This window comes from Dysosmobacter acutus (assembly GCF_018919205.1).
GTDB lineage: Bacteria > Bacillota > Clostridia > Oscillospirales > Oscillospiraceae > Oscillibacter > Oscillibacter acutus.
This window is the reverse complement of the sequence record NZ_JAHLQN010000001.1, coordinates 471,906-485,976: the sequence shown is the minus strand read 5'-3', so window position 1 is coordinate 485,976 and position 14,071 is coordinate 471,906. Positions and strand designations below refer to the sequence as shown.

14 protein-coding genes and 1 other annotated feature are annotated in these 14,071 nt (G+C 57.7%); of the genes, 5 read left to right on the top strand and 9 right to left on the bottom strand.

Annotated elements, in window-relative coordinates; genetic code table 11:
- Position 1: 1 nt before the first annotated feature.
- Entirely contained in the window at positions 2-1,840 is a 1,839-nt protein-coding gene (locus tag KQI82_RS15845; protein WP_216558143.1) for an LTA synthase family protein, read from the bottom strand.
- A gap of 230 nt (positions 1,841-2,070) precedes the next feature.
- Complete coding sequence (locus tag KQI82_RS02275; RefSeq protein ID WP_216558140.1) at positions 2,071-3,489, bottom strand: glycine--tRNA ligase; 1,419 nt, start codon at positions 3,487-3,489, stop codon at positions 2,071-2,073.
- An 85-nt stretch (positions 3,490-3,574) separates the two neighbouring features.
- Positions 3,575-3,789 (bottom strand) — a binding site (T-box leader).
- A gap of 192 nt (positions 3,790-3,981) precedes the next feature.
- On the opposite strand from KQI82_RS02275, the gene KQI82_RS02270 reads away from it, so the two are divergent.
- Complete coding sequence (locus tag KQI82_RS02270; protein ID WP_216558137.1) at positions 3,982-4,674, top strand: hypothetical protein; 693 nt, start codon at positions 3,982-3,984, stop codon at positions 4,672-4,674.
- 127 nt (positions 4,675-4,801) lie between these two features.
- Here the strand turns inward: KQI82_RS02270 and KQI82_RS02265 are convergent, their stop codons facing one another.
- The 7 genes from KQI82_RS02265 to rpmH all read right to left on the bottom strand — a co-directional run bounded on the left by KQI82_RS02265 (position 4,802) and on the right by rpmH (position 9,628).
- Positions 4,802-6,097, bottom strand: a complete 1,296-nt coding sequence (locus KQI82_RS02265) for a hypothetical protein (protein ID WP_216558134.1) — start codon at positions 6,095-6,097, stop codon at positions 4,802-4,804.
- Between the two features lie 79 nt (positions 6,098-6,176).
- Positions 6,177-6,641: an RNA polymerase sigma factor gene (locus KQI82_RS02260; RefSeq protein ID WP_216558131.1), complete on the bottom strand. Its 465-nt coding sequence runs from the start codon at positions 6,639-6,641 to the stop codon at positions 6,177-6,179.
- 137 nt (positions 6,642-6,778) lie between these two features.
- Positions 6,779-7,627, bottom strand: coding sequence for an RNA-binding cell elongation regulator Jag/EloR (gene jag / locus KQI82_RS02255; protein ID WP_216558128.1), 849 nt, complete (start codon positions 7,625-7,627; stop codon positions 6,779-6,781).
- Between the two features lie 12 nt (positions 7,628-7,639).
- On the bottom strand, positions 7,640-8,782 hold the full coding sequence (locus KQI82_RS02250) for a YidC/Oxa1 family membrane protein insertase (RefSeq protein ID WP_216558125.1): 1,143 nt from the start codon (positions 8,780-8,782) through the stop codon (positions 7,640-7,642).
- 38 nt (positions 8,783-8,820) lie between these two features.
- The gene (yidD, locus tag KQI82_RS02245) at positions 8,821-9,030 is read right to left on the bottom strand and encodes a membrane protein insertion efficiency factor YidD (RefSeq protein WP_216558122.1); all 210 of its coding nucleotides are present in this window, start codon (positions 9,028-9,030) and stop codon (positions 8,821-8,823) included.
- Complete coding sequence (gene rnpA / locus KQI82_RS02240; protein WP_216558119.1) at positions 9,027-9,371, bottom strand: ribonuclease P protein component; 345 nt, start codon at positions 9,369-9,371, stop codon at positions 9,027-9,029. Before rnpA ends, yidD begins: the two co-directional genes overlap by 4 nt.
- 116 nt (positions 9,372-9,487) lie before the next feature.
- Positions 9,488-9,628 (bottom strand): 50S ribosomal protein L34, encoded by a 141-nt coding sequence (rpmH, locus tag KQI82_RS02235; RefSeq protein ID WP_216558116.1) that lies wholly within the window; start codon positions 9,626-9,628, stop codon positions 9,488-9,490.
- A gap of 417 nt (positions 9,629-10,045) precedes the next feature.
- Here rpmH and dnaA point away from each other — a divergent pair, with 417 nt between their 5' ends.
- The 4 genes from dnaA to recF all read left to right on the top strand — a co-directional run bounded on the left by dnaA (position 10,046) and on the right by recF (position 14,069).
- Positions 10,046-11,356, top strand: a complete 1,311-nt coding sequence (gene dnaA, locus KQI82_RS02230; RefSeq protein ID WP_338148933.1) for a chromosomal replication initiator protein DnaA — start codon at positions 10,046-10,048, stop codon at positions 11,354-11,356.
- A 252-nt stretch (positions 11,357-11,608) separates the two neighbouring features.
- On the top strand, positions 11,609-12,721 hold the full coding sequence (gene dnaN, locus KQI82_RS02225; protein ID WP_216558110.1) for a DNA polymerase III subunit beta: 1,113 nt from the start codon (positions 11,609-11,611) through the stop codon (positions 12,719-12,721).
- 39 nt (positions 12,722-12,760) lie between these two features.
- A complete protein-coding gene (locus KQI82_RS02220; protein WP_216558107.1) occupies positions 12,761-12,976 on the top strand; it encodes an RNA-binding S4 domain-containing protein in 216 nt (71 codons plus the stop codon).
- On the top strand, positions 12,966-14,069 hold the full coding sequence (gene recF, locus KQI82_RS02215; RefSeq protein ID WP_216558104.1) for a DNA replication/repair protein RecF: 1,104 nt from the start codon (positions 12,966-12,968) through the stop codon (positions 14,067-14,069). Before KQI82_RS02220 ends, recF begins: the two co-directional genes overlap by 11 nt.
- Positions 14,070-14,071 lie beyond the last annotated feature (2 nt).

The window sequence follows — 14,071 nt, the reverse complement described above, 5'->3', positions numbered from 1 at the left end:
TTTACACGCCGCCGTAGGCAAAGTGCCCGGCCCAGTAATACTCCAGGCTGCGGAAGGTCTTCAGCGCCTCCTCTTCCCCGGGAGACAGACCGCCGCGCACCTCGCCGTCGGCATCAATATACTTTTCCACAGAGGTGATGACCGGCAGCACCTGACGCACCTGCTCCGTGGCCTGGAGGTAGGCGCTGCCCAGGTAGCCGCACTGATGAAAGACCTCGTTCATCAAAAAGCAGGAGGAGAGCTCCGGTCCCGGACCCTGGAAGGGCCGGTCCAGCAGCTCTTTGGCCGCGTCGTTGGCCCAGATCAGGTAGGAGGCGCCGTAGTAGTTCCGAAACCCCTCGTCCGTGGCCACGTCCAGGTTGACGCCCAACTCATTGTAGGCGGAGTTTCCGTCTCCCAGCCAGGGCTTGTGGTCGCCATAGAGCACCAGCACCACCGGTCGCTCTTCCCGCCGGAGCTGATCCACAAAGTCCATCAGGTGACGGATGGTATCCTCCACGGAGCCAAGGTAGTTATCCAGGATGTTGGCTGTTTCCCCGGAGTAGCGGCCGTCGGTGTAGTGGTTTCCCCGCCAGACGCTCTGGGTGTCGTAGGGCCCGTGGCCCTGATAGGTGACGTTGAAGGAGAAGTAGGGACTGTCGGTCCGGTTTTCCCGGTAGAGGGCCAAAATCTCCGGCAGCAGCAGCTGATCCGCCGCGATGGCCTCGGAGAGATGGCTGTAGTGGTTTTCGTAGAAGTAGTAGCCGGGGATGCCAAGGTAGCGGTTCACATTCCGGCGGTTGTAGAACCACTCATAGCTGGAGTGGCTGCCCTCCGCCGTGTAACCCTGTTCCCTCAGATACCATGCGTGGGAGTTTGTGTTGGCGCGTAAGTTTGGCAGCGTGCAAAGCCCCGTGAGAAAGCACCGCTCCGTGTCAACCGTGCCGCCGGCAAAGATGTTGGTAATCAAAGACCCTGCCACGCCCTCCTGCTCCAGGGCATGGTAGTCGTCGTAAAGGGAGAAATCCACCCCCTCGATGCCCAGTGTGGAAAAGTCGGCAAAGGCCTCCAGCTGGATGGTGATGAGGTCCACCGCCTCCTTGATGGGCTGATCCTCATACTGCGCCAGCAGCGCGGCCGTGGCCGCCTCGTCATATCCCTCCGGCGGCTTGATCTGACCGGTGGTCATGCTGTGGAGGAAGGGGTATATAAACCCCTTGGAGAGATAGACCTGGGTGGAGCTCCACTGGTTGATGAGCTCCGTATTGGCGGTGCGGACCTTGTAAGTGACGTTGTCGCCGTAGGCCCCCCTCAGCGGGATGCAGGCAAGGACGGCCGCAAGCGAAAGGGGCAGACGAACCTTTGCCGGAGGACGGCCCCGGGCAATGAAAAAGAGAACCGCCGTCCCCGCCAGGGCGCAGGCGATGCCAAACCATATCCGCCCGTCCGGAGAGAGGTCATAGCCCGCGGTCCGGGTGATGCCCGCCGCCTCCCGGATGTAGCGCAGATCGTCAAACATCAGCGGGTCGTCCCGGAACAGCAGGAGAAAATAGTTGGCAACGGAGGCGCCTAACGTCACAATGGCCGAGAGTAAAAAGGACAGATATGCCCGCCCGATCACAAGATAGAGGATCAGGGCCAGCGCCGTCACCGGGATGATGTTCAGCGCCGCGATCCGCCAATTGGCAAAGTAGCTGAGAAACAGGCGGTCGGGGTAGTCCCCATATGCGAAGAGCAGGGACAGCGCCCCCAGGCAAACCCCGGACGCCAGCACCCACAGAACATTCCACGCCCAGAACCCAATCCGTTTTCCCCCATTGAGTCCGGCGCCGCTTTTTTGAAATAACCAGCATGTTTTCACTTAGGAAACCCTCTTTTTGAAACTCCGCGGGGATAACCGCGTACAAAAATCCTATTGTGACATCATACCCGTTTTCCCGGGGAAAAACAAGGGGATGCTGTATTTTTACACCGCGCCGCCCGTATATCCGCCTTCTCCACGGCGTTTCACATGCAAAAACCGGTTCTCCGCCCGAAAAAAGGACCGCCCCAAAAAGGGGCGGTCCTTTCGATTCATACGTTCGTCCGGCCTCAATAGGCAAGCTTCTCGTCCAGATAGGCCTTCAGCTTGTCGATGGGCAGCCGCACCTGCTCCATGGTGTCCCGGTCCCGGACGGTGACGCAGTGGTCGGCGGGGGTCTTCTCGTCGCCCACGGTCTGGAAGTCCACCGTGATGCAGTAGGGGGTGCCGATCTCGTCCTCCCGGCGGTAGCGCTTGCCGATGGAGCCGGTGTCGTCGTAGTCCACCATATAGTATTTGCTCAGCTCGCGCTGAATCTCCTGGGCCTTCTCGCCAAGCTTCTTAGAAAGGGGCAGCACCGCCGCCTTGAAGGGAGCCAGGGCCGGGTGGAAATGCATCACCACGCGGCTGTCGTTCTTCTCCACGTCCACGATCTCCTCGTCGTAGGCCTCCACCAAAAAGGCAAGGGTCATGCGGTCCGCGCCCAAGGAGGGCTCGATGACATAGGGGATATAGCGCTCGTTTTTCTCCTGATCAAAGTAGGTCAGATCCTGGCCGGAATGCTCCTGATGCTGCCGGAGGTCATAGTTGGTCCGGTCCGCCACGCCCCAGAGCTCGCCCCAGCCGAAGGGGAACTTATACTCAAAGTCGGTGGTGGCCTTGGAGTAGAAGCTCAGCTCCTCCTTCTCATGGTCCCGCAGCCGCAGGTTCTCCTCCCGGACGCCCAGGTCCTTCAGCCACTGGTGGCAGTAGCTGCGCCAGTAGGAGAACCACTCCAGGTCCGTGTCGGGCTTGCAGAAGAACTCCAGCTCCATCTGCTCAAACTCCCGGATGCGGAAGATGAAGTTGCCAGGAGTGATCTCGTTGCGGAAGCTCTTGCCGATCTGGCACACGCCGAAGGGCAGCTTGCGGCGGGTGGTGCGGGCGATGGCCGGGAAGTTGACAAAGATTCCCTGGGCGGTCTCAGGCCGCAGATACACCTCGTTGGCCGTGTCCTCGGTGACGCCCTGGTGGGTCTTGAACATCAGGTTGAACTTGCGGATGTCGGTGAAGTCGGACTTGCCGCAGCCGGGGCAGGGAATCTGCTTTTCCCGGATATAGGCCACCAGCGCCTCGCCGTCCATGGCCTCCACGTTCACATTGTCAATGCCCTGCCCGGCGTTGTAGGCCTCCACCAGCTTGTCGGCGCGGTGGCGCATCTTGCAGGCCTTGCAGTCGATAAGGGGGTCGTTGAAGGTGGCCACATGGCCGGAAGCAACCCACACCTCGGGATTCATCAAAATGGCGGAGTCCAGTCCCACGTTGTAGGGGTTCTCCTGGACGAACTTCTTCCACCAGGCCCGCTTCACGTTGTTCTTCAGCTCCACGCCCAGGGGGCCGTAGTCCCAGCTGTTGGCAAGGCCGCCGTAAATCTCGCTGCCCGGAAAGACAAAGCCCCGGCTTTTGCACAGCGCCACAATTTTTTCCATAGTCTTGCTGTCGTTGTTCATGTTCTTCTCTCCTTTTCATCCCTTGTTGTGATTCCCATTCGCCGCCCGCTTCATTCCCGCAAAAAAACGCCCTGAGCCGGAATCGGCTCAGGGCGAACTGTATGCAGTCCGTGGTTCCACCTGAATTTACGTTTGCACGTACACTTAAACCCGGTAACGGCGGGGGCCGGCCGCGCCTGCTCTCCGCTTGGGCGCCGCAGCTCCGGGACGCCTTCTCCCTCTCCCGGCAAGGGCTTGCACCAGCCGCCCTCTCTCTGGACCCAGGAAATCGGGGATACTCCTTCCCTTCATCGCAGTTTGATATTGGGTGTACTGTACCACGTTTTTCCACATCTGTCAAGGGAAAGTGAGCAGTCCACTTTCCTTGTACGTCGCCGTCCGGTACACTGTCCATTGAAAAACAGCAGCCCGCATGATAAACTACATCCAACAACAGCCGTGTGATAAACCGGAATTCAGTGCGCGGAAGCATTTTCTAAGGGGGGAAAGGGTATGAAGCTGTATCTCACAAAAAGACAAAAACCGGCTTTACTGATTCTAAGCCTCTTTGCCGTGTATATATGCCTGTCCATCCTGCTTGGCTTCCCATTGGGCTTTGGCAAAATGATGGCTCGTGGTGCGGCAAGGGAGTATTGCAGTATCGTCTACCCACAGGCAACGCTTGGAAAGACCGTATTTAATCCCGTCAGCAGCTCCTATGAGACCCTGGTCCATTTGGGAGAGGAGCGGCTCTATATCCACACCAACCCCAATCAAGATACGGTCGGCGACCCGTCCCGAGAGGAGTTGTTTTTAGAGGAAACCGGAGTATCAGAGGTTATCTCCAAACTACACCGTACCTATGTTCAAGGACGGTACTATCGATTTCTCTCCTACGCCGTCTATTGGAATCATAACGACCCAATGACCCCTCTCACAAGTCTGCGCTTTGATTATGGGGACTATGAAAGTCCATCTCTTCCCAGTGAGGAACAAATAAAGGAACTCATCTCCCCCATAGCACTTGACTGCATCACTCAAGTAGAGAAGCTGCTCCCTTTGGACAACGTCTATCTCCTGTACTACCACCCTGATTTTAAACCTGACAAACGGGGTATGACGTGGAGAAGTATGAACATACCCCTGGATAACAGTACGCCACGAACGAAGGAGCTTTTGGATACAGCGGAACTTAAATTGACCTAATCCCCTTCTTTATCTGACAGATTCCAAGGTTCAGGGACAGTCTCACCAATGAGACTGTCCCTGCTGTTTTGAAAAAGCCGTACCATCAAGAAAAAAGAGAGCCGCGCGAGAGGGATCAAGCTCCACATCATCCATCCACATCTTCCCAGACAGGGCGGACACTCCAGCCCTCGGGAGTTTGGATCGTAAGCACTGCAAGGGTTCCATCCTCAAGACAGGTAAACCAGACGGCGCCTCCGGCGGCGCCCGCCAGGCCGTCGTGGCCAAAGAGGTCCGCCCGGTTTTCGTCGTACTGATTTTCATGGATGCAGGCCAGCAGGGATTCCGTCACGATGCTGTCATACTCATCCAAAAAGTCCTTCGCCGTCTCCACCGTGGCGGTTCCGTCGGCCGTCGTCACCTTTGCGGGCCAGCAGATCATCTCTGCCACGTCCAGGCGGCGGCCGTCCTCAATGGCCCGGACAAATTCCGCGTAAAACTCCTGGGCCGTCTGCTCCTCCATGCCAGTCTGCCCATAGAAGAGGTCCTCCTCCGCCAGCTCCCCTGTCTCCTCCGCCCGGGGCACGGCCGCCAGCCGGGCCAGCTCCTCTCTGTCCCGGTCCAGAAGGGAGAAGTCGATCCCATCCGCCAGCGCCTCCAGCTCCCCGGCGGTGAGTCCGTCGTCACCGCCGGCAAGGACGTTCAGAGTGACAAAGCTGTCCCTCAGCTCCGCCAGGACCAGCGCCTTTCCCGGTCCGATGCCCAGACGCACCTCTTGTCCGCAGGAGGCGGTATAGCCCCACTCCCGGTAGGCCGACACATCTCCCACCGCCAGCATCACGTCGGTAAAGCTCCCCCTGACGCAGCGCATGAACTGATAGCTTAAAATGCCGAATCCTTCCACATACGCCTCCCCGTCATAGTGGAAGGTTCCGTCCTCGTAGATATATGTGCTGAAGGGCGTGTGGGACTCCGCAAGGAAGGCGCCGCCCGCCTTTGAAAAGAGGTCCTCCCGGCTCATCACATCCTGTATCCCCGTGTGCAGGACAAGGCCGCAGCGCTCTGTGATCCCATCCAGCGTATCCGCCATCTCCCTGGTGTAGACCTGATAAAATCGGTAGCGCTCCTCCAGGCCGGTGGGTCCGTTCCCGATCTCCCGCAGGATAGAGCCGTCCGGATCATAGCTGCCCAAAAAGGCCTGCCACTCCGCCGTGGCTCGGCTCTCCGGCGTATCCGCATAGCCGGAGAGGGTGATGCTGTCCACCCGCACATCCTGAAGGCCGCCCTGCCCGTCCGGCATCTGCACGGCGGCCTTTTCCGGCATCAGCCACTGCCGCAGGCCAAAAAAGTCCGTCGCCACGGCCGTGCACGTCAGCGCCACTATCAGGCAGAGCACCGCGGCCACCACAGTCACGTGACGTCTGCGTCGTTTTTGTTCTTTCATTTCCATTGCCTCCCATCGAATGTCCGCGGAGGAGTGGATCTGGGAAAAGGTTTTCCGATATAACTCTTTGAACTCCATACTACACCTCCGTCAGCTGCTGCTTCAAAAGCTTTCTTGCCCGGGAAAGTCGGGTGGTCACGGCGGTCTGACTCACGTGGAGCAGCTCCGCGATCTCCTGCACGGAGAAGTCCTCATAGTAAAAGAGGTCCAGTACGGTCCTGTATTTTTCCGGAAGGGCCATCACCGACTGATAGAGAGACTCCTGCTGCGGCGTTTCAAAAACGGGCGGCAGCGCGTCCAACGACACTCGGCGCCTGCGCCAGGGACTGCGCAGCATATCCCTGCACAGATTTACCGTCACCCGGATCAGCCAGCGGCACAGATGCTCCGGCCCGTCAAAGGGCTTTTTCTCCCCATAGAGCCGCAGGAACACCTCCTGCACCGCATCGTCCGCGTCGCTTGGATTGCCGCACTGGTGGAGCGCAATCCGGAACACCATGTCCCGGTGGCGCTCCACCGCGTCAAGAAAGCTGTTCTGTTCCATCGCGTTTCACCTGTGGGCGCTGGTTTTCCCGGCGCCTCTTCCTTACTTTGAATGCATTCACCAATAATACGATTTCCGGAGGCAATTTGTCACAGCGCGCGTAAAAAACCGTCCGGCATCAGCCGGACGGTTTTTATTCACTGCTTGTTTCTGTCGTAGGCCACAATGACCCGGCGGTTGGGCTCGGTGCCGGTGGAATAGGTGGTGATGTTGGGCGTCTCCTGCAGCGCGGTGTGGATCACATGGCGCTCATAGGCGTTCATAGGCTCCAGCGTCACGTTGCGGCGGTACTTGGTCACCTTCCCCGCCACCTTGACGGCCAGGCGCTGGAGGCTCTGCTCCCGCTTCTGGCGGTAGTTCTCCGCGTCCAGGTGAATCCGCACACGGCTTCCGGAGCCACGGTTGACGGCGTAATTGGTGAGCTGCTGAATGGCGTCCAATGTCTCTCCCCGGCGGCCGATCAGCGCGCCCAATTTATCGCCCTCCAGAAAGACCTTGTAGCGGCCCTTCTCCGGCTGGTACACCTTTACCTGGGCGGGGCTGTCCATCTGCTCCAGCAGTCCGTTCAAAAAGGCCTTGATCTGCCCGGCCTTCTCATCATTGCACAGTTCCCCAAGCTCTTCGCTTTCCCCGCAACGATCAGGCTTTTCCTCCTTAGGGGCCCTGGGCGCCGTCTTCTCCACCTTAGGCGCTGCCTTTTCCACCGTCTTCGGCGCGCTCTTGGGAACAGGCGCTGCCTTGGGCGCCGCCTTCACCGGAGGCTCCTTCACCACCGGTTCGGCCTTCAGCTCCTCTTTCCAATCGCTCTGCTCAGCTCCCTCATAGCTGACGCGGACCTTGGCCGGCACCGCGCCGATCCCTAAGAAGCCGGGCTTGGAGCGCTCCAGGATTTCCACAGATACATCATCGCGGTCAAGATTGAGCTGGGCCAGCGCCTTGGCAATGGCCTCGTCCTCATTCTTGCCGGTTACTTCAATATAACTCATGGCAGTTGCTCCTTAGTCTTTGTAATGATCCTCGCTGAAGGTGCGGCCCCGGGCATAGGGACGGTCCCCCACGCGGCCGTTCTCATTGGTCCTTGGCTTCTCCTTGGCCTTCTTTTCCAGCTTCTCCGCCCGCTTGGCGGCGATCTTTTTCTTGTTCTGATTGGCCGCGTTGAGTTCCCTCTGGAGCTGGGCCTGCTGCTTGGCCTCCTCCTGACGCTGCCGGCGCAGCTCCGCCCGCTGGGCCTCCTTTGCCTCCTCTTCTTCCTCTAACTTCTTGTTGTAGAATTTTCCAAGTAAATACTCCTGAAGGATGGAGAACAGGCTCTGGGCAATCCAGTACACGCCCAGGGCGGCGGGCATGATGAAGCCGATGTAAACGCTCATCAAAGGCATCATCCAGGTCATCATCTTGGTGGAGCGGGCGGCGTTGGGATCAGTCGCCGGCTGGGAGGACATGGTGATCCGGCTCAGCAGGAAGCTCAGCGCGCCGGAGAAAATGGGAATCAGCATCAGACCGATCAGCCCCCAGCTGATGCCGGCTGAAAAGTCTCCCATGTGCTGGCTGGGGGTGGCGGTCAGGTCCAGACCCAGGAAATTGTAATCCATGTAGATCCAGCTTGTGTGCTGGGAGAGAAAACTGGCAATGGGGGCCTTGTCGGCGTTGGTCCCGATGACCTTTACAAGCTCGATCTGCTCATAGACCGCATTGCTGGTCAGCTGGAGGCCGGCGGCGGAAATAGCTTCTTTGGCCGCGGCAAGCATGCTGCTGCCGGCGGCCAGGCCGCCTAAGTTCATAAAGTGGGTGATAGGGCTGCGGATGATGGAGTACAGGGCGATCATGATGGGCAGGGGCAGAAAGCTCCAGAGACAGCCGCCCATGGGGCTGACGCCCTCCTCGGCGTAGAGCTTCTGCACTTCCTCGGCATACTTTTGCTGATTGTTCTTATACCGGGTCTGCAGATCCTTCAGCTTGCCACTCATCCGGGACATGCGCATCATGCCCTTTTTGGATTTCATCTGGAAGGGCAGCATCACAAGCTTGATCACCAGGGTAAACAAAATCAGCGACACGCCGTAAGAGCCCGTCACATTGTAGAACAGGCGCAGCAGCGCGGCGAATGGGATACAAATATAGTATCCAAGCGTTGCAAACATGTGGTTTCCTCCGATTTTTGTTGAAAAAATGGGGTTTGCTACGGGACAGGGTCATACCCGCCCTTGTGGAATGGGTTGCAGCGCAGAACGCGGCGGAACGCAAGATAGGAGCCTTTGAGCGCGCCGTATTTTTCAATGGCCTCCAGGGCGTACTGGGAGCAGGTGGGGATATAGCGGCACCGGGGCGGAAAGGCCGGCGAAATCTCCCTGCGGTAAAAGCGCACCAGTGCAAGCAAAAGCCGCTTCATACCCGCTCCTCCCACACGCCAAGCCTGTCCATACACTGGCGCAGTTGAGCGCACACCTGATGCCACGGGGCGCTGAGAAGTCTTCCCCGGGCCACCATCACAAAATCGCAGCCTGGCCGGATATGCGCGGCTTGAAGCCGATAGGCCTCCCTCAGCCGGCGCCGGGCGCGGTTTCGCACCACGGCCTTTCCAAGCTTGGTGGACACGGTGATGCCGATGCGGTTGTGGTCCAGGTGATTGTTCCGGCAGTAGACCACCACGCAGGGACTCACCGCCGACTTTGCCTTGCGGTACATCCTCTGGAATTCATAGTTTTTTTTCAGCGTGACGGCTTTTTTCATGCGTCCTCCTCATCCGGTCAGGCCTCCTTTTTCAGGCATACAGCTTTTTAGGGACGGCAGACTGTTCCTCTACCGCCCCTGAAATAATTTGATTCTGACCGGGTGTCCAAGTCCTCTTAGTAGGACAGCTGTGCGCGGCCCTTGGCGCGGCGGCGGGACAAAACCTTGCGGCCGTTGGCAGTAGCCATTCTCTTGCGGAAGCCGTGGACCTTCTGGCCGTGCAGTTTCTTGGGCTGATAGGTACGTTTCGTTGCCATCTTAAGACACCTCCTGTTATAATTCCGGCGGTCCGGGGAACCCCTTTCCGCACTTACTCGACAGCAGACGGCAAGCCTTCTGCCGCAGTAATCCTTTTATCCGTCAACCGATTGTGACGCACCGAATAGTATACAGGCTTTTTGAAAAGGTGTCAATATGTAAACCGGGAAAAAACTCTCATTTTCCCATACTTTGCGCACTTTTTCCAACCCTTTCAAAATATAGTGTGACAAAAGCTTCACCGCGCTATATCTTGTGTATAGAAATGGAAGAGTATGGGAACCATTTTCTTGTGTATTTTCACTTCTTATTAATTAGAATATGTATAGACACACCGGCCCTTTTTTGGTATACTGATACAGTATTATTTTGCTGCATTTTGCCTGTTCAGAAAGGGGCGTAACGCGTTGAATTCCGTGGCAGACATCTGGACCACCGTTTTGCAGAAACTGCAAAACGAGCTGTCCGAAACCACCATCTCCACCTGGTTCGACGAGCTTGAGCCGGTGGACATACGGGAGTTTACCTTTTACTTCCGCTGTCCCAATGAGTTCAAAAAAGGCTACATCGAATCTCTCTTCTTAGACAATATCCGCGCCGCACTTCAGGATATCTTTTCCCATGAGTTTGAGGTGAAAATCCTGGATGAGGAGGAGTACGCCGCGTTTGAATCTCCGGAGAGTGCGAAAAAAACACGCAGTCTCTTTGAGTCGGATGAATTCACCTTTGAAACCTTTGTGGTGGGTCCGTCCAACAAACTTGCCTACGCTGCCGCCCGGTCTGTGGCGGAGCGGCCCGCGGCCAACTACAACCCTCTGCTGATTTACGGCGACTCAGGCCTTGGAAAGACCCATCTCCTCTACGCCATCGCCCACATGATCCGCAAAAATAACGCAAGGGCCAAGATCGCCTACGTGAAGGGCGACGATTTTATCAATCAGTTCATCGAATTGATCCGGGCCGGCCGGGGCAGCGAATTCCGGGCCCGTTACCGGGAGGCGGACCTGCTGCTGGTGGACGATGTGCAGTTTGTGGCCGGCAAGGAGCAGGTGCAGAACGAATTTTTCCATACCTTCAATACCCTCTATGAGTCGGGCAAGCAGATCGTCCTCACCTCCGACCGTCCCCCCTCTGAGATGACGCTGTTGGACGACCGCCTGCGCACCCGTTTTGAGTGGGGCCTCCTGGCGGACGTGGCGCCGCCTGACTTTGAAACGCGGATGGCCATTATCAAAAACAAGGCCGCCATGTTGGGTATGGAAATACCCGACTCCATTGCCGGATTCATCGCCGAAAAAGTCACCGCCAACGTGCGCCAGCTTGAGGGCACCATCAACAAGATTCTGGCTTACAAGGACCTTTTGGGAGACAACGTGGACGAGGAGGCCGTGAAGCGTGCCATCCGGGACATCCTCTCCAAAAGCGGAGAGATCATTCCCACTCCGGAGATGATCATCGGCTATGTCTGCCGCTTTTACAATATGGAGGAAACCATCATCCGCGGCCAACAGCGGGTAAAGGATGCTGTTCAGGGCCGTCAGATCGCCATGTACCTTATCCGCCGCATGACCAACCTCTCTCTTGTGGACATCGGCCGGGAGTTCGGCGGCCGGGATCACGCCACGGTGAAGCACTCCATCGAAAAGGTGGAAAAGCAGATCCGCACAGACCCCTCCTTTGCCGAGGTCATCAAGGAACTGACCACCAATATCAACTCTAAAAAATAAAAGACCTTTCCACAATCCGCTGTGGAAAAGGAAAACTCCGCTGTGGAAAAATTCCCCCAATTTTTTTATGTGGAAAAGACTTGCAACTTGTCCACATCCCCTGTGGATGGACAAACCTTACGGAAATCGACGTTTCCCTCCTTTTCCACACAAAAGGCCCCCTACGGCTACTGTTACTAACTTCATATTCTATGCTTTTCTTGCCTATGATATGCATCCTTTGCAAACTTTTTTTTGAAAGGAAGGATCTACATGAAATTCTCCTGTGAAAAGGCCCTCCTCCAGAGCGTGATCGCCACCACTTCCCGGGCCGTTTCCACTAAGAGCTCCATCCCCGCCCTTGAGGGTCTTCTCCTTCAGGCGGGCGATATACTGACCATCTCCGGCTATAACATGCAGACCGGCATCCGCGCCAAGGTCAGCGCCGACATCACCGAGGGCGGAGAAATCGTCCTCAACGCCCGTCTCTTTGGAGACATCATCCGAAAAATGCCCGATGATGTGGTCACTTTTCAGTCCGATGAGCGCTTCATGGTCCACTTGAGCTGCGGCGACGCGGCCTTCGATATTCTGGGCCTCAGCGCCGCCGACTATCCGGAGCTTCCGGCGGTGGAGGATGAGTTTACCATCTCCATTCAGCAAAAGGTGCTGCGGGAGATGATCGGTCAAACCCTGTTCGCCGTCTCCACCAATGAAAGCCGCCCGGTGCACACCGGCTCTCTCTTTGAGATCAACGACAAGGGTCTGACCATTGTATCTGTGGACGGATTCCGTCTGGCAGTGCGCCGGGAGCCTTTGGAGAAGATCGATGGCGGCGCCTTTTCCTTTGTTGCGCCGGGCGCGGCCCTCTCCGAGGTGGAGAAAATCTGCGAGGACGTGGAGGATTTGGCGTGCGTTACTTTGGGAAACCGCCACATTCTCTTTGAAGTGGGAGATACGGAGCTGATCTGCCGCAGGCTGGAGGGGGAATTCCTGGATTACAAGAACGCCATCCCCCGCAATAACCCCATCCGCCTGATCGCCGACACAAAGACGCTGATTGAGAGCATAGACCGGGTCAGCGTTGTGATTTCCGACAAACTGAAAAGTCCGGTGCGCTGCGTCTTTGACCATGAGCGGGTGATGCTCTCCGCAAAGACCGGCAACGGTGAAGCCAAGGATGTGTGCCCTCTCTCCGGCGACGGCGGCGCTCTTGAGATCGGCTTCAACAACCGCTATCTTATGGACGCATTGCGCTATGCGCCGGCGGACGCCGTTCAGATCGAGCTGAACACCGGCGTTTCCCCGGCCGTGATTGTGCCCACGGACGGCGGCGAGAGCTTTCTCTATATGGTGCTGCCGGTGCGGCTGAAGGCCGCGGAATAAAGAAGCGGCGGTTTATCATCTGCCGCGGATCGGAGAAATATGAAAATCATTGTCATTACAACGGAGTATATCAAGCTGCAGGACCTGCTGAAGTTTGCGGCTGTTACGGAGACAGGAGGCGAGGCAAAGCAGCGGATCCAGGATGGTCAGATTCTGGTCAACGGGGAGATCTGTACCATGCGGGGCAAAAAGCTGCGGCCCGGAGACGTGGTCTCGGCGGACGGACAGGAGTTCGGCCTCAGCTATGCGGATTGATGAACTGACGCTGGAGCGGTTTCGCAACTACAGATGTCAAAGGGTGGAGTTTGACCCCCGGTGCAATGTGATCTACGGGGAGAACGCCCAGGGAAAGACCAATCTGCTTGAGGCCATCGCCTATCTCTCCAGCGGCCGTTCTCCCCGGGCCAGGTCCGACCGGGAGATAATCGGCTTTGAGGAGCAGGACGCTATGATCGGCGCCAGGGTGTTTGCCCGGGACCGGGAGTTCGCCATGGAGGTGGAGCTTTACCGGGGGAGACGGCGGCGGATGCGGGTGAATCAGGTGGCTGCCAAAACAGCGGCGGAACTCTCCGCCGTGTTCAACACGGTTTTTTTCTGCCCGGAGGATCTCTATCTCATCCGGGACGGCGCCGCGGCCCGGCGGAAGTTCTTAGACGGCTGCCTCTGCCAGCTGCGGCCCCGGTATGCCTCTGCCCTGTCAAATTACAACAAGGTCTATGAACACAAGACCCGGATTCTCCGGGACTGGGGGGAAAAGCCCTCCTTGCTTGAGGCGCTGCCGGAATTCAATGAGCAGATGGCCGTTGCAGGGGCGGTGGTGATCCATTACAGGGCTCAGCTTTGCCGACGGCTGGGAGAATACGCGGCCGCCGCCCATGGGGAATGCTCCGGCGGGCGGGAGGAGCTGCGCCTTGTCTATCAGACCGTCGCCACTGTGGAGGACCCCCTTGGCAGCGTGGGTGACATCGCGGAGCAGCTGCGCATCCACCAACGTTCCCATGAGAGCGCGGAGCGGGCCGCGGGCCTTTGCCTCTCCGGCCCCCATAAGGATGATATTGAGGTCTTCATCGGCGGGCGCAGCGCAAGAATCTATTCCTCCCAGGGCCAGACCAGAACAGCCGCCCTGGCGCTGAAGTTGGCGGAACGGGAGATTTATCAAAATGTAACCGGGGAGTATCCAGTGCTGCTGTTGGACGACGTGCTCTCCGAGTTGGATGAGCGGCGGCAGGAATATGTGCTCAACCGCATCTCCGGCGGCCAGGTATTCATCACCTGCTGCGAGGACGACCGGCTGGAGGAGCTCTTGGGAGGACGGGTGTTTCACGTGGAACGGGGAATCATCCGCTGATG